At 69.8% G+C, this 20,656-nt stretch carries 14 protein-coding genes; 13 read left to right on the forward strand and 1 reads right to left on the reverse strand.

Going from position 1 to position 20,656, the window contains the following annotated elements; genetic code table 11:
* Nucleotides 1-148: 148 nt before the first annotated feature.
* The 9 genes from C8D87_RS18560 (at nucleotide 149) to C8D87_RS18600 (ending at nucleotide 14,575) form a co-directional block, all read left to right on the forward strand.
* Nucleotides 149-2,983, forward strand: coding sequence for a PQQ-dependent sugar dehydrogenase (locus C8D87_RS18560; protein ID WP_112227618.1), 2,835 nt, complete (start codon nucleotides 149-151; stop codon nucleotides 2,981-2,983).
* 37 nt (nucleotides 2,984-3,020) lie between these two features.
* Nucleotides 3,021-4,724 carry a ThuA domain-containing protein gene (locus tag C8D87_RS18565; protein ID WP_112227619.1) on the forward strand — a complete coding sequence of 568 codons (1,704 nt, stop codon included), beginning with the start codon at nucleotides 3,021-3,023 and terminating at the stop codon, nucleotides 4,722-4,724.
* Between the two features lie 28 nt (nucleotides 4,725-4,752).
* Entirely contained in the window at nucleotides 4,753-6,246 is a 1,494-nt protein-coding gene (locus C8D87_RS18570) for an arabinofuranosidase catalytic domain-containing protein (protein WP_112227620.1), read from the forward strand.
* Nucleotides 6,247-6,328: 82 nt separating this feature from the next.
* Nucleotides 6,329-7,036, forward strand: coding sequence for a glycoside hydrolase N-terminal domain-containing protein (locus C8D87_RS18575; protein WP_112227621.1), 708 nt, complete (start codon nucleotides 6,329-6,331; stop codon nucleotides 7,034-7,036).
* A gap of 91 nt (nucleotides 7,037-7,127) precedes the next feature.
* Nucleotides 7,128-8,342: an ROK family protein gene (locus C8D87_RS18580; protein ID WP_112227622.1), complete on the forward strand. Its 1,215-nt coding sequence runs from the start codon at nucleotides 7,128-7,130 to the stop codon at nucleotides 8,340-8,342.
* A gap of 91 nt (nucleotides 8,343-8,433) precedes the next feature.
* Entirely contained in the window at nucleotides 8,434-9,285 is an 852-nt protein-coding gene (locus C8D87_RS18585; protein WP_112227745.1) for a sugar phosphate isomerase/epimerase family protein, read from the forward strand.
* Nucleotides 9,286-9,316: 31 nt separating this feature from the next.
* Entirely contained in the window at nucleotides 9,317-12,811 is a 3,495-nt protein-coding gene (locus C8D87_RS18590; RefSeq protein WP_112227623.1) for a ThuA domain-containing protein, read from the forward strand.
* Between the two features lie 61 nt (nucleotides 12,812-12,872).
* Nucleotides 12,873-13,559, forward strand: a complete 687-nt coding sequence (locus C8D87_RS18595; RefSeq protein WP_146771764.1) for a hypothetical protein — start codon at nucleotides 12,873-12,875, stop codon at nucleotides 13,557-13,559.
* The gene (locus tag C8D87_RS18600) at nucleotides 13,559-14,575 is read left to right on the forward strand and encodes a polyprenyl synthetase family protein (protein WP_112227625.1); all 1,017 of its coding nucleotides are present in this window, start codon (nucleotides 13,559-13,561) and stop codon (nucleotides 14,573-14,575) included. The genes C8D87_RS18595 and C8D87_RS18600 overlap by 1 nt, the downstream gene beginning before the upstream one ends.
* A gap of 35 nt (nucleotides 14,576-14,610) precedes the next feature.
* Here the strand turns inward: C8D87_RS18600 and C8D87_RS18605 are convergent, their stop codons facing one another.
* Entirely contained in the window at nucleotides 14,611-15,783 is a 1,173-nt protein-coding gene (locus C8D87_RS18605) for an ROK family transcriptional regulator (RefSeq protein WP_112227626.1), read from the reverse strand.
* Nucleotides 15,784-15,905: 122 nt separating this feature from the next.
* Here C8D87_RS18605 and C8D87_RS18610 point away from each other — a divergent pair, with 122 nt between their 5' ends.
* The 4 genes from C8D87_RS18610 to C8D87_RS18625 are packed head-to-tail and all read left to right on the forward strand — an operon-like array spanning nucleotide 15,906 to nucleotide 20,649.
* Nucleotides 15,906-17,426, forward strand: coding sequence for a sugar ABC transporter ATP-binding protein (locus C8D87_RS18610; protein ID WP_112227627.1), 1,521 nt, complete (start codon nucleotides 15,906-15,908; stop codon nucleotides 17,424-17,426).
* 35 nt (nucleotides 17,427-17,461) lie between these two features.
* Entirely contained in the window at nucleotides 17,462-18,433 is a 972-nt protein-coding gene (locus tag C8D87_RS18615) for an ABC transporter permease (protein ID WP_233442191.1), read from the forward strand.
* On the forward strand, nucleotides 18,430-19,419 hold the full coding sequence (locus C8D87_RS18620) for an ABC transporter permease (RefSeq protein ID WP_112227628.1): 990 nt from the start codon (nucleotides 18,430-18,432) through the stop codon (nucleotides 19,417-19,419). The genes C8D87_RS18615 and C8D87_RS18620 overlap by 4 nt, the downstream gene beginning before the upstream one ends.
* 42 nt (nucleotides 19,420-19,461) lie before the next feature.
* Entirely contained in the window at nucleotides 19,462-20,649 is a 1,188-nt protein-coding gene (locus C8D87_RS18625) for a substrate-binding domain-containing protein (protein ID WP_112227629.1), read from the forward strand.
* The last annotated feature ends 7 nt before the right edge of the window (nucleotides 20,650-20,656 follow it).

Raw genomic sequence — 20,656 nt, forward strand, 5'->3', positions numbered from 1 at the left:
GCGGTCTTCTGGCTCGTCTCGGCCGACGCCGTGACGCTCGCACCGAGGCTGCCGCTGACGGGTCCGCTCACCAGGACCGGCTCGACGCCCAGGCCGTCCACAGCGAACCCGCATCAGCACGCCAACGAGACCGAAGGTATGACCTGCCATGAGAAAACGACTCACCGCGGTGCTCTCCGCCGCGCTCCTGACCGTGGCCACCGCCGTGGCCGTCTCCGCCGTCACCGCACCGCCCGCCGCCGCGCACGTGGTCAACCCCGCCGACTTCCAGCAGGTCGAACTGGCCAAGGGCGTCGCCGAGATGGGCGAGCCGATGTCGATGACCGTGCTGCCGGACCGCTCGGTGCTGCACACCTCCCGCAACGGCACCCTGCGCCGCACCACGGCGGCCGGTGCCACCAGCGTGATCGCCAACATCCCCGTCTACACCCACGACGAGGAAGGGCTGCAGGGGGTCGCGGCCGACCCCGGCTTCGCCACCAACCGCCACATCTACCTCTACTACGCGCCGCCGCTGTCGACACCGGGCGGTGACGCACCGGCCAACGGCAGCGACTTCTCCGCGTGGAAGGGGGTCAACCGGCTGTCCCGGTTCACCCTCAACGCGGACTTCACGGTCAACATGGCGAGCCAGGTGACCGTGCTCGACGTGGAGACCAGCCGCGGGATGTGCTGCCACGTCGGCGGTGACATCGACTTCGACGCGGCGGGCAACCTCTACCTGTCCACCGGCGACGACACCAACCCGTTCGACTCCAGCGGTTACACGCCGATCGACGAGCGCTCGGGACGCAACCCCGCGTATGACGCGCAACGCAGCGCGGGCAACACCAACGACCTTCGCGGCAAGGTGCTGCGGATCAAGGTGAACCCCAACGGCACCTACTCGATCCCCGCCGGCAACCTGTTCCCGCCCGGTACGGCCAGGACGCGCCCGGAGATCTACGCGATGGGCCTGCGCAACCCGTTCCGGTTCAACGTGGACCCGGCCACCGGCACGATCTACCTCGGTGACTACGGACCGGACGCCGGCTCCACCACCTCCAGCCGCGGACCGGCCGGGCAGGTGGAGTTCAACCGGATCACCTCGGCGGGCAACTACGGCTGGCCGTACTGCACGGGCACGAACACCACCGACGAGAACTACGTGGACTACACGTTCCCGTCCGGGCCGTCCGGCAGCCGGTTCAACTGCGCCGCCCCGGTCAACAACTCGCCGAACAACACCGGCCTGACGAACCTGCCGGCCGCGCGCCCGGCGTGGATCAAGTACGACAACTGCTCCTTCGCCGCGTTCGGCTGCGGGTCGGAGTCCCCGATGAGCGCGCCCATCTACCGCTACGACGCCGCCAACCCGTCGACGGTCAAGTTCCCCGCCTCGCTGGACGGGCACGTGTTCGCCACCGAGTTCGGGCGGCGCTGGATCAAGACCATCGACGTCAACCCCGACGGTTCCGCCGGGCAGGTCGGTGACTTCCCCTGGCGCGGCACCCAGGTCATGGACGCGAGCTTCGGTCCGGACGGCGCTCTCTACGTGCTGGACTACGGCACCGGCTGGGGCAGCGGTGACGCGAGCTCCGCGCTCTACCGCATCGAGTACATCGGTCCGGCGGGCAACCGCGCGCCGGTGGCACGCGCGTCCGCCAACCGCCTGTCCGGCACCGCGCCGCTGACCGTGGACTTCTCGTCGGCCGGATCCTCCGACCCGGAGAACGGCGCGCTGACCTACGCGTGGAACTTCGGCGACGGCAGCACGTCCACGGCGGCCAACCCGAGCCACACCTTCACCGCCAACGGCCAGTACACCGTCACGCTCACGGTGAAGGACCCGGCCGGGCTCACCGGCAGCACCAACGTGATCATCACCGTCGGCAACACCGCACCCGTGGTCACGTTGAACACCCCGGTCAACGGAAGCCTGTTCAGCTTCGGTGACAGCATCCCGTACACGATAACGGTTTCCGACGCGGAGGACGGGACGATCGACTGCACGAAGGTGACGTTGTCCTACCTCCTCGGCCACGACAGCCACTCCCACAAGATCACCTCGCGCACCGGTTGTTCGGGCACCATCGACATCCCGGTGGACGGTGAGCACGACACGGCGGCGAACATCTACGCGGTCTTCGACGCCGAGTACACCGACAAGGGCGCGAACGGCGTGCCGCCCGCGACCACGCACACCCAGCACGTGCTCCAGCCCCGGCACCGGCAGGCCGAGCACTACACGACGCAGTCGGGCACCGGCCTGTTCGACAAGACGCCGGCCGAGGGCGGCCGCACCGTCGGCGACATCCACAACGGCGACTGGATCGCGTTCGACAACTACAACCTCACCGGCGCGAACCGGTTCACCGCGCGCGTGTCCTCCGCGGGAGCGGGCGGCACGATCACGGTGCGCAGCGGTTCCCAGACCGGTCCCGCACTGGCCACGCTGACCGTGCCGGTGACCGGCGGGTGGGACACGTTCCGGGAGGTCTCCACCGCGCTGACGAACGTGCCCACGACCACCGGCAGGCTGTACCTGACGTTCGCGGGCAGCGGCACCGGTTACCTGTTCGACGTGGACGCCTTCACGTTCGACACGTCCACCGGCGGCGGCCGCACCGGGCCGATCACCGGGGCGGCGTCCGGCAAGTGCGCCGACGTCACCGGTGGCAACAGCGCGGACGGCACGCGGATTCAGCTGTACACCTGCAACGGCGCCGCGAACCAGCAGTGGACGGTCGACGGGACCACGTTGCGGGCATTGGGCAAGTGCATGGACGTCGCGAACGGTGGCACCGCCAACGGCGGCGCCGTGCAGCTGGGGACCTGCAACGGCGCCACGAGCCAGAACTGGTCCGCCGGAGCCAACGGTTCCGTGGTCAACACGAAGTCCGGCAAGTGCCTCGACGCCAACGGCGCCGGCACCGCCAACGGCACGCTGCTGATCATCTGGACCTGCCACGGCGGCACCAACCAGCGCTGGACGCTGCCATGACGACTCCGCCGCGTGCTTCGACACCAAGGAGGATGAGATGACCTACCAGGCTTGGCGACGGGTGCTCGGTGTTGCCACCGCGGCACTCGTCGTGGGCGGGGTCGCTTCCGCACCACCGGCGGCGGCCGCTGACACACCTTACGACGTGCTGGTGTTCTCCAAGACCGCGGGCTTCCGGCACGACTCGATACCCACCGGCATCCAGCTGATCCGCGACCTGGGCGGTGCCAACAGCTTCACGGTGACCGCCACCGAGGACGCGGCGCAGTTCACGAGCGCCAACCTCGCGAAGTACGAGGCCGTGGTGTTCCTCAACACCACGGGGGACGTGCTGAACGCCACCCAGCAGAGCGCCTTCGAGTCCTACGTCCGCGGCGGCGGCGGTTACGTGGGTATCCACTCGGCGGCCGACACCGAGTACGACTGGCCGTTCTACGGCGAGCTGGTGGGTGCGTACTTCGCGTCGCACCCGGCCATCCAGCAGGCGACGATCCGGACGGAGAACCGTGCGCACGCCGCCACCGCGCACCTCTCCCCGGCCTGGGTGCGCACCGACGAGTGGTACAACTACCGCACCAACCCGCGCAGCGGCGCCCGTGTTCTGTCTACTTTGGACGAGTCGACCTACTCCGGCGGGTCGATGGGTGCCGACCACCCGATCACGTGGTGCAAGCCCATGGCGAGTGGACGCTCCTTCTACACCGGCACCGGCCACACGAGGGAGAGCTATGCCGATCCGGCTTTCCGCACGATGATCCTCGGCGGCATCCGGTACGCGGCGAACAGGACGAAGGCGGACTGCCGTCCCGAGACCGGCTACACCACCCTCTACAACGGGTCGACGACCGGGTGGACGCAGGCGGGCCCCGGCGGTTTCACCAACAGCGACGCCACGCTCACCTCGTCCGGCGGTATGGGCATGCTGTGGTACAGCGCCAAGGAGTTCCGGTCCTACTCGCTCAAGCTCGACTGGCGGATGCCGGGGGACGACAACTCCGGTGTGGTGCTCGGGTTCCCGGCGGGCAGCAGCCCGGACTCGGCTCTCGCCAACGGGTACGAGGTCCAGATCGACGCGACCGACACCGCGGACAAGACCACGGGGGCGATCTACGGGGTCAAGGCCCCCGACACCGCCGCCAGGGACGCCGCGCTGAACCCGCCCGGCGAGTGGAACACCTACGAACTGCTCGTCGAGGGCGAACGCCTCCAGGTGTTCCTGAACGGCGTGAAGATCAACGACTTCACCAACACCGACCCGGCGAGGTCGCTCACCTCTGGCCACATCGCCCTGCAGAACCACGGGTCCGGTGACGACGTGTCGTTCCGCAACGTCCGGATTAAGGAGCTCGGCGGGACCGTGCCGCGCACCGGGCGGATCACCGGCGGCTCCGGCAAGTGCGTCGACGTCGCCGGCGGCAGCAGCGCGGACGGCACGAAGATCCAGCTGTGGACCTGCAACACCAACGCGAGTCAACAGTGGACGGTCAGCGGGAACACGTTGCGCGCCCTCAACAAGTGCATGGGCGTCGCCGGTGGCAGCACCGCCAACGGCGCGCTGGTGCAGCTGATGACGTGCAACGGCAGCGGCTCGCAGAACTGGACGGCCGGGGCGAACGGCTCACTGGTCAACCAGCAGGCGAACAGGTGCCTGGACGCCAACGGCGCCAGTTCGGCGGACGGCACCCAGCTCATCCTCTGGACCTGCCACGGCGGCACGAACCAGCGCTGGACCCTGCCATGAGCGGACAGACCTTCCCAGGAGGTGCGGAATGAGACTCTCAGCAGTCTCTCCGGCGGCGCGGACCCGGATCGCCTTGGCGGTGACCGTGTTGGCCGCGGCCACGTTGACGTGGTCCACACCGGCACCTGCGGCGGCGGCGACCACCGGACCGTGTGACATCTACGCCAGCGGCGGCACGCCCTGCATCGCGGCGCACAGCACGACGCGGGCGCTTTACGGTTCGTACAACGGAAATCTCTACCAAGTCAGGAGGGCGTCGGACAACACCAGCAAGGACATCGGCCTGCTCGCCGCGGGCGGCAACGCCAACGCGGCGACGCAGGACACGTTCTGCGCCGGCACCTCGTGCGTCATCACGGTGGTCTACGACCAGTCCGGTCGCGGGAACGACCTGTGGTACCAGGGATCGAGCGTGGTCCCCGGCTCGCCGCAGAGCCGGCCCGCGAACGCGACCTCCGAGTCGCTGGTGATGGGTGCTGACAAGAGCAAGGCGTACTCGCTCTACATCAACCCCGGCAACAGCTACTGGCGTGACGGCAGCCGGACCGGCGTCCCGACGGGCGCCGCGCCGGAGGGCATGTACATGGTGACCAGCGGTACGCACGTCAACGGCGGCTGCTGCTTCGACTACGGCAACAGCGAGACGACCCGCAAAGCCGACGCGGCCGGAGCGATGGACGCGATCAACTTCAGCACGCAGTGCTGGTTCGGCGGGTGCGTCGGCCGCGGTCCGTGGGTCCAGGCGGATCTCGAATGGGGCCTGTTCCCGGGCGGAAGCCAGCAGTGGAACCCGAACCAGCGGGCTTTCACGGACAAGTTCGTCACGGCGATCCTGAAGAACAACGGGACCACGCGGTTCGCGCTCAAGGGCGGCAACGCCCAGGCGGGTGATCTGACCACGTTGTACGACGGTTCGCTCCCGCCCGGCTACAGCCCGATGAAGAAACAGGGCGCCATCGTCCTGGGCAGTGGTGGTGACTGCTGCAAGCCCGACGGTGGTGCGAACCTCAGCGCGGGCACCTTCTACGAGGGAGCGATGGTCGCGGGCTACCCGTCCGACGCGACCGAGAACGCCGTGCAGGCCAACATCATCGCTGCCGGGTACGGCGGTGGCGGCGGCAATCCGCCCGTGCCCGGCGGCGCTGTGCGTGCGGTGGGCGCGGGCAAGTGCCTGGAGACACCGAACGGCACCGCGGGCACGCAGACCCGGATCTGGGACTGCTCGGGCAGCGCGGGCCAGAAGTGGGCCCGGTCGGCGTCGGGTCAGCTCACCGTGTTCGACGGCACGACCCAGCGGTGTCTCGACGCGTACGGCCAAGGGACCACCGCGGGCACCAGGGTGGCGATCTGGACGTGCAACGGTCAGACCAACCAGCGGTGGAACGTCAACGCCAACGGCACGATCACCGGCGTGCAGTCCGGTCTGTGTCTGGACGTGTCCGGCGCATCCACGGCCAACGGCGCGCTCGTCCAGCTGTGGACGTGCCACGGCCAGTCCAACCAGCAGTGGAGCTTGACCTGATCAGCGGTCGTGCGTGCTGTCCTCCGCTCCGGCGGCGAACAGCACGCACGGCCATTCCCATCACTGACAAAGGAGTCGAGTGATGCGCATGTCAGAGCCGACGATGTACGACACCAGCCCGGCCGCGTGCTGGACGGACGGCTTCCGCACCGCCAACGGCGAATGCGGTGCGGTGCTGTACGGCGAGCCCGCGATGGAGAAAGTGGTCTTCGAGGCCGGCCGGTCCTGCCACCCGGCGTACGAGTTCCGGATCTCCAGTCCCGGCATGGCCGCCGTCGGCGGCTACGGCCGGATCACCGACTCCCGCACCGGCGAGGTCATCTCGACCTGGACCGACGGGCACGGCACCTGGGCCCGCCGGGCCTTCGCGTCCAGAGCCGACCAGGTGATCGCACACGAGCTGCTGCCGGCACCTGGCCGGACGGTCGACACCACGCTGAGCGTCGACACCGCGCTCGACGGGCTGCTCGGCAGCACGCGTTTCACGACGAGAGCCACTGTCAGCAACGGCTCGGGCTACCTCACCTTGCGACGCGTCGGCCTGTCGGGTTGCGGTGCCTTCGGCTACGAGGGCATCACCAGGGTGGTGGCCTTCGGCGGCAGCATCCTCGCCAGCGGGACCACCCTCGTCGTCATCGGGGCGGCCAGGCTGCTCCTGCTCACCAAACTCGACCGGTACGAGCCGTCCTCGACCGGCTGGTTCTTCCCCGCGCTGCGCACGGCACTCGCCGGGCTCGACAACGACTATGCCACCCTGTTCGCGCGGCACGCGGCCGCCACACCCGCTTGACCCGGCCACCGGCATCGAGAGTTCGGGCGACGATCACACGCAAGCGTGACGTTGCGCCGGGTCCTTTCGTTGCCGGTGTGACAATTACCCGATGGAGAGCACCCAGGGCATTGAGTCCGGTTCGCCAGCCGCAGTGCTGCGCATGCTGATGGACGGCAGGCCGCGCACCCGAGCGGAGATCGTGGCCGCGACCGGCCTCTCCCGCTCCACCGTGCGGGCGAGGCTCGACCTGCTCCTGGCCGCCGGTCTGGTGACCGGCGGCGGTACCGGGGAGTCCACAGGCGGACGGCCGGCGAGCCGGTTCGTGTTCAACCCCGGCGCGCGCCTCGTGCTGGTGGCCGAAGTGGGCGCCACCCATGCGACGGTCGCCGTGACCGACCTCGGGTGCCGGTTGATCGCGGTCGAACAGGTCGGCCTCGATGTCGCGGACGGACCGGAGGTGATCCTCCAGCTCCTGGTCACGACCTGGCGCGAGCTGCTGCGCGACGTGGACCACCCGGAGACCGGGTCGGAGATCGCTGGAGTGGGCATCGGGCTGCCGGGGCCGGTCGAGCACTCCACCGGCCGGCCGAACAACCCGCCGATCATGCCGGGCTGGGACGGGTTCGACGTGCCGGCGGCGATCGCGGCGGAGTTCGGCGCACCGGTGCTGGTCGACAACGAGGTCAACCTGATGGCGCTGGGCGAGCACACGGCCTCGCACCCGGACGTGCGGCACATGATCGTGGTGAAGGCGGCGACCGGCATCGGCGCCGGGCTGATCAGCAACGGTGTGCTGCACCGCGGCGCGGCGGGCGCGGCGGGGGACCTGGGGCACATCAGGGTGCCCGCCGGTGAGGAGGCGCTGTGCCGCTGCGGCAACACCGGGTGCCTTGAGGCGGTCGCCGGTGGTCCGGCGCTGGCGGCGAAGCTGAGAGAGCTGGGGCTCCCCGCGCACTCGACGGCCGACGTGGTGCACATGGTCCGGTCCGGCAACCTCGAGGCCGGCCGGGTCGTGCGGCAGGCGGGCAGGGACATCGGCGAGGTGCTCGCGGGCGGCGTGAGCATGTTCAACCCGTCGCTCGTGGTCATCGGCGGTCTGCTGGCGGACGCGGGGGAGATGCTGCTGGCGGGCGTGCGTGAGTCGATCTACCGGCGTTCGCTGCCTCTGGCCACGGAGGACCTGAGGATCGTCGCGTCGACGGCGGGTGCGACCGCCGGTGTGCTGGGCGCCGCGGCGATGGTCGTGCAGCACGTGCTGTCGCCGGAGGTGCTGGACGCGCGGCTCGGCGCGGTCGTCTCCGCGATCTCCGCCGGGGAGGCCTGAGCTACTTTGGCAGAAAGTAGCCATAACTTAGTCCGCTTCTACCGGACTTTTGCATTGACCTTGCCATATGGTCGGGTTTACGTTCACCTGCATGTGGGACATCGGCGTCAACACATGGGTTTGGACGTCACCGCTCACCGATGACGGATTGGCCGCGCTCGCGCCGAAGGTTCGCGAGTGGGGGTTCGACGTCATCGAACTGCCTGTGGAGCAGCCGGGTGACTGGGACCCGCGCCGCGCCGCCGACCTGCTGGCCGAGTTGAAGCTCCGGGCCACCGTCTGTCTCGTCATGCCGTCGGGCCGTGAGCTGGTCGCGGCAGACACGGTCGCGGAGACCCAGGACTACCTGCGGCGGGTCGTGGACGTCGCGGCGATCGTCGGCAGCCCGGTCGCGGCGGGCCCCGCCTACAGCTCGGTCGGCCGCACCTGGCGCATCGACGACCGGCCGCAGGTGTACCGCGAGCTGCGCGCGAACCTCCACCCCGTCGTCGAGTACGCGGCGCAGCGCGGTGTCCGCATCGCCGTGGAGCCGCTGAACCGGTACGAGACGAGCCTGCTGAACACCGTGGACCAGGCGCTCGAGGCGCTGGACGGGCTCCCCGCCGAGGGGTGTGGGCTGGCGCTCGACACCTACCACCTCAACATCGAGGAAGCGGCGCCGGTGAAGGCGATTCTCGCCGCCGGCGCGCGCATCGCGCACGTTCAGGTGTGCGCCAACGACCGCGGTACGCCGGGTCGCGATCACCAGGACTGGCCCGCGTTGCTGGGCGCCTTGGGCGATGCCGGCTACCGCGGTCCGTTGTGCATCGAGTCGTTCACGCCGGACAACGCCGCGATCGCGACCGCTGCCTCGATCTGGCGGCCGCTGGCCGACTCACCGGACGCCCTCGCCGTCGAAGGCCTGGCCTTCCTGCGCGCTGCCGCCGCCGCTCTCACACGTTAGCCGACCGCGTCACCACCCCGGAGGAGTGGCAATGCAACGCAGACTCAAGCGATTACTGTCGGTGTTGGCCGGTGCTCTGGTGGTGATGGGGCTAGTCACGCCGACCACCCCGGCACAGGCTCATGGCCTGCACGTCCTGCTGTTCACCAAGACCGCTTCCGGCGCCTACCGGCACGACTCCATCCCGGCGGGCATCACGATGATGGAGCAGCTGGCCGCCCAGCGCGGCTGGGAGATGACCAAGACCGAGGACGCGTCGGTCTTCAACGACGCCACGCTCGCCACGTTCAACGTGATCGTGATGCTGCAGACGTCGGGCATGGTGTGGGACACCGCCGCGCAGCGCACCGCGATGCAGAACTACGTGCGCAGGGGCGGCGGTGTGGTGGCGATCCACAACGCCACCGACATGAACATCGAGCAGCAGTTCCCGTGGTGGGACCAGATGCTCGGCATGACCATGACCCAGCACTCGTCGATCGTGTCCGGCACCGCCAAGGTCGCAGACCGCAAGCACCCGTCCGGGGCGGGTCTTCCGGACCGGTGGACGCGGACCGAGGAGTGGTACAACTTCAACCGCTCCGCGCGCGGCGACGTGCACGTGCTGGTCACCGCGGACGAGTCGACCTACGACGCGGGTCCGTCCAAGATGGGCTTCGACCACCCGATCTCGTGGTGCCGCAACTTCGAGGGCGGCCGGGTGTGGGCGACCGGCATGGGCCACCAGGCCTCGAGCTACTCCGAACCCCTGTTCCGCCAGCACATCACCGGCGGTGTGGAGTCGGCGGGCGGCATCGTGGGCGCGGACTGCGGTCCGACGGTGTGGAGCAGCTTCCAGAAGGTGCAGCTCGACAACTCCGTCATCGCGCCGAGCACGGTCGACGTCGCCCCCGACGGCCGGGTGTTCTTCAACGAGTACAACGGCAACCTGAAGATCTACAAGCCGGACACCAGGACGACGGTCGTCGCGGGCACGCTCAGCGTCTACGGCCAGGGACAGAACTCGGAGGACGGCCTGGTCGGCATGGCGCTCGACCCGGCGTTCGCGACCAACAAATGGGTCTACCTGAACTACTCCCCGGCGGGGACCCAGGAGATCGCCAGGATTTCGCGCTTCACCATGAACGGCGACAGATTGGACATGGCCAGCGAGAAGGTCCTGCTGACCCTGCCCGCGTCACGGCGTGAAGAGCCGGGGCACACCGGCGGCCAGCTGAACTTCGGGCCGAACGGCAACCTCTACATCAGCGTCGGCGACGACATCAACCCCAACGGCAACTCCGGCGGCTACGCGCCGATCGACGAACGCCCCGGCCGCGCGCTGTACGACGCGCAGGGCACCGCGGCCAACACCAACGACCTGCGCGGCAAGATCCTGCGCATCCACCCGGAGCCCGACGGCACCTACACCGTGCCCGCGGGCAACCTGTTCGCGCCCGGCACCGCCAGGACGCGGCCGGAGATCTACGCGATGGGCTTCCGCAACGCGTTCCGGTTCAGCGTGCACCCGACCACCGGCGTGATCTACGCGGCCGACTACGGCCCGGATGCGGGCAGCGACAACCCGAACCGCGGTCCGGCGGGACTCGTGGAGTGGAACGTGATCAAGTCGCCGGGCAACTACGGCTGGCCGTACTGCGTGGCGAACAACATCGCCTACAACGACTGGAACTTCGCCAGCAACACGTCCGGACCGAAGTTCAACTGCGCGTCGCCGGTCAACAACTCGCCCAACAACACCGGTCTGACGACGCTGCCCGCGGCGCGGGGAGCGGACCTCTGGTACGGCAACGGTGCGAACGGCAACGCCTTCCCGGAGATGGGGCCGAGCAGCGGCGGCGAGGCGCCGATGGCGTTCCCCGCCTACCAGTACAACGCGAGCAACCCGTCGACGACGAAGTTCCCCGCCTACTTCGACCAGACGCCGTTCTTCGGAGAGTGGTCCCGCAACCGCATGTGGGAGTTCCGGATGGACTCCTCCGGGAACCTGCTGAAGGTCAACAACTTCCTGTCGAACATGTCGTTCGCCTCCCCGATGGACGCGAAGTTCGGCCCCGACGGATCGATGTACCTGCTGACCTGGGGCACGGGCTGGGACGACAACAAACCGTTGCCCGGCGCCGGATTGTGGCGCATCGACTACACGACCACCGGTGAACGGCTTCCGGTGGCGCAGGCGTCCGGCACTCCGCTGACCGGTCCGTCGCCGCTGACGGTGCGCTTCTCCAGCGCAGGTTCCAACGACCCCGGTGGTCTTCCGCTGACCTACCGGTGGACCTTCGGCGACGGCGCCACGTCCACGGAGCCGAACCCCACGCACACCTACACCACGAGCGGGAAGTTCACCGCCCAGCTCACCGTCACCAACTCGGCCGGCAAGATCGGTACCGCGAACGTGACCATCAGCGTGGGCAACACCGAGCCGGTCGTGCGGTTCACCGGTCCCGTCGACGGCGGCATGATCAACTTCGGTGACCCCATCCCGTACACGTTGTCCGTGACCGATCAGGAGGACGGCACGATCGACTGCGGCAGGGTGAACGTCCAGTCGAACATGGGCCACGACTCGCACAAGCACCCGATCGGCTCGCCCACGACCGGCTGCTCGGGGGCGCTTCAGACGGGCATCGACTCCGGGCACCAAGGGCTCAACGTGCACGTGATCGGCTCTGCCGAGTACACGGACAAGGGCGCGAACGGAGTGCCGCCTCTGACCGGCAGCGCGCAGGTCGTGCTGCAGCCCAAGCAGAAGCAGGCCGAGTTCTTCAACGGCTCGTCCGGCGTGACCATCGTGTCGCAGGCGGGCGCCGAGTCGGGCGCCAAGGTCGGCGACATCGGCAACAACGACTGGATCTCGTTCAAACCGGTCAACTTCACCGGGATCAACCAGGTGTCGTTCCGGGTGTCCGCGCCTTCCGGTGGCGGGGGCACGATCGAACTGCGCGCCGGTTCGCCGACGGGCCAGCTCATCGCGTCGTCGCCGGTCACCAGCACGGGTGGCTCAAACACCTACGCCAGCACGCCCGCGGTGAACGTGACCGCGCCGTCCGGCACCGTCGAGCTGTTCGCGGTGTTCAAGACGTCGTCGTCGGCCAGTTTCGACCTCGACTCGATCACCTACGTCGGACCGGGCGCCGGCGGGCCCGGTGGTGGCACCGCGAAGGAGATCGTCGGCGCGAGCGGCAAGTGCGTCGACGTCAACGGTGCCAGCTCGACCGACGGCGCGAAGGTGCAGCTGTGGACCTGCAACGGCGGCGCCAACCAGAAGTGGACGCAGAACGGCACCACGCTGCGGTCGCTGGACAAGTGCCTCGACGTCACCGGCAACAGCCAGGCCGACGGCGCGATCGTCCGGTTGTGGTCGTGCAACGGCTCGTCCGGGCAGAACTGGACCGCGCAGTCCGACGGCTCGATCCGCAACGGCACGAAGTGCCTGGACGCGAACGGCGCCAGTTCGGCGGACGGCACCCAGCTCATCATCTGGACCTGCCACGGCGGGACCAACCAGAGGTGGACCTTCCGGTAGCCCAGGAGCCGGTCAGCGGCCTTTTCCGGCCGCTGACCGGTTTCCCCGTCGAGGAGGAACGATGAGCAGGACCGTTCGGTCGCGCGCGACCAAGGCCGCAGCCTGGGCCACCCCGCCGCCCAGGGCGAAAGGACGGATGTGGGCCGGTTTCCTCACCGCCTTCCTGCTCGGGCTGGCGGTCGCGTTCCTGATCACCTCGGGGAACGGGCCGGACGCGACCCAGCGGCGGATCGCGGAACTGGAGCGAGAGGACGCCGCACGCGACGCCGCGCAGCTCGGCCCGTTGACCGACCAGGCCAAGGGCACCAGAGACAGCCTGGCTCCGGTGCTCGCGGCCATGGCGCAGGCGGCTCCCGTCGACGGGTCGGCACCGAAGTCGCCGCTCACGTCCGACGCGGTGACCGGGTGGCGGGACGTCGTTGCCGCAGCGGAGAAGTCGTACGAGCAGTCGCCGTCCGCGGGCAACGGGATCAACGTGGCGCGCGCTGGCCTGCGCACGGCCGTGCAACAGCTCGCCGCGGCGGTCAGGGGGTTCGAGACGGCACTCGGTGTGGCCGAGCCGGTCAGGAGCACTCTCGTGGCGCTGGCGGGTGAGCAGCGCACGCTGGCACTGCGCACGTGGTCGGTGGCCGCGGTCCAGCTCGACGTGATCAACATCGAGGCGGGGAGGGGGCACGTGCACGTCCAGCTCTCCACAGGCGGCGACGCCGGCGTGATCGCACCCGACGGCGCGCCGGAGGGACGGTGATGGCTGGTCATGGCGTTCGGCCGGCGACCGATGCCGTCCGCCTCCTGGTCGACGCGCGCACAGTGATCGAGCCCGTGCACCGCGCCACGATCGACGAACTCGGTCCGGCGCTGCGTCGCGTCGCCGGCTACCACATCGGGTGGTGGGACGCGGACGGCAGACCCGCACCGTCGGGCGGCAAGGCGCTGCGGCCCGCTCTCACCCTCGCCTGTGCCCGCGCGCTCGCCGACGGGCCTGTGCCGCCGGACGTGATCGCGGCCGCGACGGCGGTGGAGCTGATCCACGACTTCTCGCTCCTGCACGACGACGTCATGGACGGCGACGAAACGCGGCGGCACCGTCCCTCGGCGTGGGCGGCGTTCGGGACCACGGCGGCGATCCTCGCCGGGGACGTCCTGGTGGGACTCGCGCTGCGCCGGGTGCCGCCGTCCCTGACGGGTGTACTCGCCGACGTGCTCGTCGACCTGTGCGAAGGGCAGTCGGCCGACGTGGCGGCCGAGACCGCGACGTCGGTCGACGTCGAGCAGTGCCTCGCCACCGCGGCGAGGAAGACCGGTGCCCTGCTGGGGGCAGCCTGCCGCCTTGGTGCTCTCGCGGCCGGAGCCGACCCTGCCGCCGCTGACCACTACCGGTGGTTCGGGGTGCACCTCGGCGTCGCCTTCCAGCTGGTCGACGACATCCTCGGCATCTGGGGCGACCCGGCGCGGACCGGCAAACCGGCCCACTCCGACATCAGGGCCCGCAGAAGAACCCTGCCGGTCGTGGCGGCACTCGCCTCGGACACGTCGGCGGGGCGCCGGCTCGGACGGATCTACCTCGAGGACCGCGGTGAGGACGAGACCGTGCCGTGCATCGCGGAGCTCGTCGCGGAGGCGGGTGGCCGGGCGTGGGCGGAGGCCGAGGCGGACCGCCGCGTGCGGCTGGCGTTCGACTGCCTGGACCGAGCGGATCCGCGTCCGTCCGCCGCCCTGGATCTGCGCGATCTGGCCCGGCTGGTCACGAGCAGGGACCGCTGAACCCGCTCGCGCCGAACGCGGCCTCAGGGGGACCTTCAGCCCAGTTGCTGGTCCACGACGCTGGGTGACAGGACGTGGTGGACCACCATGGCCGCCGCCCCGAGCACGCCTGCCACCTCGCCCGCACGGGACGGCACGATGCGGAGGTTCTCCGTGGCCAGCGGCAGTGAACGGCAGTAGACCGCCTCCCGCACTCCGGCCAGCAGCATCTCACCCGCTGCGGCGAGGTCGCCGCCGACCACGATCAGCGAGGGGTTGACCATGCTGACACAGGCGGCGAGCACCTCGCCGATGGTGCGGCCCGCATGCCGGATCGCCTGACCGGCTTCGACGTTGCCCGCGCGGACCAGGGCGACGACGTCGGCGCTCGAGTGGGCCTCCACCCCCTTTGCTCGCAACCGGGCCACTATCGCGGAGCCGCTGGCGACGGCCTCCAGGCACCCGGTGTTGCCACAGCCGCAGGGAGCGTCGTCGCTGCCAGGCGCCTGGATGTGGCCGAGATCCCCCGCCGCGCCGACCGCGCCGCGGTGCAGGACGCCGTTGCTGATGAAACCCGAGCCGATCCCGGTCGCGACCTTCACGACGATCATGTGGTCGGTGCCGGGGAAGGAGTGCGCGTGCTCGCCCAGTGCCATCAGGTTGGCCTCGTTGTCCACCAGCACCGGCACGCCGAACTCGGCGCGGACGTGCGCCGGCACGTCGAAGCCGTCCCAGGCGGGCATGATCGGCGGGTGGTTGGGCTTGCCCGACGAGTGTTCGACCGGGCCGGGCAGGCCGATGCCGACACCGGCCGGCGAGACGGACACGCCGGCGTCCCTGACCAGTTCCCTCCAGGTCTCGGCCAGGCGCGCCAGCACCGGCTCCGGCCCGTCGGCGATGTCCAGGCTGAGCCGGCGCATGGCCAGCGGGCCGCCGGCGAGGTCGGTCACGGCGACGGTCGCGTGCGTGGCGCCGACGTCGGCGGCGAGGACGGAGCGGGCGGCCGCGTTGAACGCCAGCCGGCCGGCGGGCCTGCCGCCGGTGGACACCCTGATGCCGTGGTCGGTGAGGAACCCCGCGTCCCGCAGTGCGTCGAGCCTGGTTCGGACCGCGGCGCGGGTCAGGCCTGTCTGGCTCACCAGTTCGGCACGCGTGCGCGGCACTCCGTCGAGCAGCAGCCGCAGCAGCTGCCCAGGAGAAGCCGCAGGAGCCCAAGGTACGTCCGGCACACGCCCAGTGAACCAGGGAACGCCGAGTAATGGTGGTGTTCATCCGTAAGACATGTGCGCTTTGGCAGTGATGTGCCAACTTATGATTGACAGTCGTCAATAGTGGCCCCTACCTTCGCCTCATGGCTGTGACCCACGGAACATCGGGGGCGGATGACCCCGTTGCCGTCGTACGGCTGGAGGGCATCGAGAAGAGCTTCTTCGGCGTACCGGTGCTGCGCGGCGTCGATCTCCTGCTGCACGCGGGTGAGGTGCATGCGCTGGTGGGGGAGAACGGTGCGGGCAAGTCGACGCTGCTGAAGGTGCTGGCCGGCGTCCACCGGCCCGACTCGGGACGGATCGTGGTGCGGGACGAGGAGGTCTCGTTCACCGCGCCGCGCGACGCGCAGGCGGCGGGGATCGCGATCATCCACCAGGAGTTCACCCTCCTCGAGCACCGCACGGTGGCCGAGAACGTGTTCCTGGGCCGGGAACCGGTGCGGCGCGGTCAGGTGGACCGGCGCGCGATGGAGACCCAGACCCGGCAGCTGCTCGACTGGCTGGGAGAGGACGGCATCGAGCCCGGCACCGAGGTGGCCCGGTTGTCCGTGGCCCGCAAACAGGTGGTGGAGATCGTCAAGGCGCTGTCGGCGGACGCCAAGGTCCTCGCGATGGACGAGCCCACCGCGGCGTTGGCGGACAACGAGGTCGAGCTGCTGTACGGCCTGGTGCGCAGACTTCGGGATCGTGGGATCGCGATTCTCTACGTGTCGCACCGGATGCGTGAAGTGTTCGACCTCAGCTCACGGATCACGGTGTTGAAGGACGGTGCGTTCGTCACCTGTGTGCCGACCGCCGATCTGGACACCGATCAGGTCGTGCGGCACATGGTCGGCCGTCCGCTGGAAGCGCTGTATCCCGAACGTACGAGCGTCCCCGGTGCGGTGCGGATCGCGTTGCGGGGAGCGGGAAACGAGCGGGTGCGGAACCTGACGTTCGACGTGCGGGCCGGGGAGATCGTGGGCCTCGCCGGGTTGCAGGGCTCCGGTCGTTCCGCGATCGCGCGGGCGATCTGGGGCGTCGAGCCGTTCACGACCGGCACCGTGGAACTCGATGGCGTGCCGACTCGCGTCACCGGTCCGCGGACGGCCGTCCGCAAGGGCATCGGGTACGTCACCGAGGATCGCAAGGGCGAAGGACTGGCGCTGCGGCAGTCGGTGCGGGACAACACCTTGCTGGTCCGTCGCGCGGCGTGCCGCGGTGCGGCGGCTCGTCAGGCCGCGGATCTGACACGGCTGCTCGGCGCGGTCGGTGTCGTCGCGCGCGGGCCGCATCAGGAAGTGCGCTACCTCTCCGGTGGCAACCAGCAGAAAGTGGTGCTGGGAAAGTGGCTCGCCGTGCGGCCACGCGTGCTGATCGTGGACGAGCCGACCCGCGGCGTCGACGTCGGCGCGAAACAGACCCTGTACCGGTTGCTGCGCGACCTGGCGGACGACGGCATGGCGATCCTCATGATCTCGTCGGAGTTGCCGGAGCTGATCGGCATGAGCGACCGGATCCTCGTCATGCACGAGGGCGCGCTGGCAGGTGTTCTGCCCGGCGGTGCCGACGAGGAAGCCGTGATGGGACTGGCCACCGGGCACCAGCCGGGGGCGGTGGCGTGAGCGCCGTGCGCGAGCGGGCCCGCGGGCGCAGCGACGTGCCGCCGCGGACGAGGACGTTCGTGATCACCCCGGTCCTGGTCGTGTACCTCGCGCTGGCGGTGCTGCTGGTGGTCGGCAGTGTGCTGGTGGGCGTCCACGGAGGTGTGCTCCTCGATCACGGCGGCATTCTCAACATCCTGACGCGCGGCACGGTGCTCGGACTGGTCGCGATCGGGCAGACCCTGGTGATCGTCACCGGTTCCCTCGACCTGTCGGTGGCCTACCTGGTCGGCCTGTGCTCGCTGGTGGCCGCCGAGACGATGGCGGGCAGCCCGGCGATGATCGTGCCCGGTGTGCTGGCGGCGCTGGTGGTCGCGGCGGTGGTGGGGCTGGTCAACGGACTGGTGATCACCGTGCTGAAGGCCAACGCGTTCATCGCCACGCTGGGCGTCGCGCTGGTGCTGCGCGGCTACCTGGAGCACAACTACACAGGGCCGGCGGGCAGTGTGCCGCGCGCGTTCCAGCACATCGGCTACGACCGGATCGGACCGGTTCCGGTGGCGGCGCTGCTGATGTTGCTGCTCGCGGCGGCGGCGTGGTGGTACCTGCGGCGCACCCGCACGGGCTACCACATGTACGCAGTCGGCGGGGACGTCGACGTGGCCCGGCTGTCCGGCGTGCGCACCGGACGGACGATCGTCACCGCGCACGTGCTGTGCGCGGTCATGGCCGGGCTCGCCGGGGTGTTCCTGGCCGGTCGGCTGGGTTCGGGCGCCCCGTACGTCGGTACCGACGCCGGGTACGACCTGGAGTCGATCGCCGCCGTCGTGCTCGGCGGCACGGCCCTCGCGGGCGGTCGCGGCGGTGTGGCCGGCACCATCGGCGGCGTGCTGATCCTGTCCACATTGGACACGATCTTCGACGACCTCGGGCTGGACTCCTTCTTCAAGGACGTCGTGCGCGGCGTCGTGCTCATCGTTGCGGTGGCGCTGTACGCCCGGCGCAGGGCTGCCAGGAGATCGACATGAGAGCGCGGCCACGCCTGGCGGACGGCACCGGGCCCGTACTGGTCGTGCTGCTGATCCTGTTGGTGGGACTGGCGTTCGCCGGTCCCGCGTACGCTGAGCCCGGCGGCTACCTCGCGCTGCTCAAACGTGCGGCGCCACTCGTGGTGCTGGCCGTCGGCCAGTACTTCGTGATCGTGTCCGGTGGCTTCGACCTCTCCGTCGGCTCGCTGGTCACCGCCGAGGTGGTCGTCGCCGCCCGGCTGGTCAACGGTGATGACGCGAACACCGGGTGGGTGATCGCGCTGCTGTTGGGCTGCGGAATCCTCGTCGGGCTGGTCAACGGGCTGATCACGACGAAACTGCTGGTGCCGTCGTTCATCGTGACCCTGGGGATGCTGCTGGTGCTCGACGGTGCGGTGTTCCTGTGGTCAGGCGGAGCACCGCGCGGCGCCCTGTCCCCGTCGTTCCGCCTCATCGGCCGGGGCAGTGTTGACGTTCCGGTCCTCGGCCAGCTGCCGTGGTCGGTGATAGTGCTGCTGGTCGTGGTCGCCGCGGCGGTGTGGTTCATGCGCAGCGGAACCGGACGCACGCTGCTTGCCGTGGGGGACAACGAGAACGTGGTCCGGCTCGCGGGCGGCCGGGTGGATCGGCTGCGCCTGCTCGCGTTCGTGCTGTCGGGGCTGCTCGCGTCGGTCGCCGCGATCCTGCTCGCCGGGTTCGCGGGCGTGTCGGCGCAGGTCGGTGAGGGCCTGGAGTTCCGTGCCATCACCGCCGTGGTGCTCGGCGGTGTCCTGCTCGGCGGTGGCCGCGGTTCCGTGGTCGCCGCGGCCGCGGGCGCGCTGTCGCTCGAAGCGCTCTTCTCCCTGTTGAACCTGCTGGGCGTCTCGGGCGCGCTCGAGTCCGCCGTGCAGGGCGTGATCATCATCGCGGCGGTGGCCTACGCCGCCCACGGGGCCGGGCTGTGGCGGGTGCTGCGGCCGCACCGGCCCGTTCCGGACACCGCCTGAACAACCCGCCTGAACCCCGTCGACGAAGCCGAGGAGCAGCACATGAACAGCAGATGGTCCGTCGTGGCCCTGGTGGGCGCGTTCGCGGTGGCCGGGTGTGCCAGCGACCTTCCCGCCACCCCTGGTCCCGGCGGCACGTCCGAGTCCGCCAAGGCGAAGTCGGAGTTCTTCGACCCGGCCGAGTTCGAGCGCCAGCTGCGGTTCCGCACCGCGAAGGCGACCGGGCTGGACTCCCAGGACGGTACCGCCAAGCCCTGGGAGCAGATGCTCGAACCGCAACTGGTCGACACGGCCAAGTACGCCAAGCCCGGCGGCGGCTACCACCTCTGCTTCTCCAACGCCTCGGTGGACAACCCGTGGCGGCAGGTCGGGTTCAAGACCATGAAGGAGGAGGTGAAGCTGCACCCGGAGATCACCAAGTTCACCGTGCTGGACGCGGAGGCCAAGGACGACAAGCAGATCAGCGACATCCAGTCGCTGGCCTCCCAGGGATGTCACGCGCTGATCGTCTCGCCGAACACGACCGCCACGCTCACCCCGGCTGTCGAGGCCGCCTGCGCGACCGGCGTGCCCGTGATCGTCTTCGACCGCGGCGTCAAGACCGGTTGCCCCGTGACGTTCATCCACCCGATCGGCGGGTTCGCGTTCGGCGCGGACGGCGCGGAGTTCCTCAAGGAGAAGGTGCAGCCGGGCGGCAAGGTCCTCGCGTTGCGCATCCTGCCCGGCGTCGACGTCCTGGAACAGCGCTGGGCGGCGGCCAACGAGATCTTCTCCGGCAGCCAGGTGAAGGTCGTGGGCGTCGAGTTCACCAACGGCGACGCGGCCAAGACCAAGAGCATCGTGAACGAGTACATCCAGCGCGAAGGCAAGATCGACGGCGTCTGGATGGACGCGGGCGCCACCGCGGTCGCGGCCGTGGAGGCGTTCCAGGACGCCGGCGCGGCGATCCCGCCGTTCGTGGGGGAGGACCAGCAGGACTTCCTGCGGATGTGGGCCGACGAGAAGATGACCGCGGTCGCCCCGACCTACCCGACCTACCAGTGGCGCACGCCGGTCATCGCCGCCCTGCGCGTCCTCGGCGGCAAGCAGGTGCCGAAGGAATGGGTGCTGCCGCAGCCGAAGGTCACCCAGGACACCCTCAAGGACTTCATCAAGCAGGACATGCCGCCGCTGCACTACGCCATGTGCGGCTGCGAGGGCATGCCCGGCTACCCGGCGCCCTGGAAGTAGCCGGGAT

Origin of the sequence: Lentzea atacamensis (assembly GCF_003269295.1) — a bacterium.
Taxonomy (GTDB): Bacteria; Actinomycetota; Actinomycetes; order Mycobacteriales; family Pseudonocardiaceae; genus Lentzea; species Lentzea atacamensis.